Source organism: Bacillus sp. 7894-2, from assembly GCF_002272225.1.
Lineage (GTDB): Bacteria > Bacillota > Bacilli > Bacillales > Cytobacillaceae > Cytobacillus.
In genome coordinates, this window is sequence record NZ_NPDG01000183.1 from 1 (window position 1) to 215 (window position 215).

Below are 215 nucleotides of genomic sequence, written 5' to 3' on the forward strand. Positions count from 1 at the left end.
CCGATATGCTTCGGGGAGCTGTAAGTAAGCTTTGATCCGGAGATTTCCGAATGGGGAAACCCCCTATCCGTAATGGGATAGGATCTTTACCTGAATACATAGGGTATGGAAGGCAGACCCGGGGAACTGAAACATCTAAGTACCCGGAGGAAGAGAAAGCAAACGCGATTCCCTGAGTAGCGGCGAGCGAAACGGGATTAGCCCAAACCAGGAGG

At 51.6% G+C, this 215-nt stretch carries 1 rRNA gene; it reads left to right on the forward strand.

Going from position 1 to position 215, the window contains the following annotated elements:
* Positions 1-215: ribosomal RNA gene (locus tag CHI10_RS22075) — 23S ribosomal RNA — on the forward strand; the annotation flags it as partial.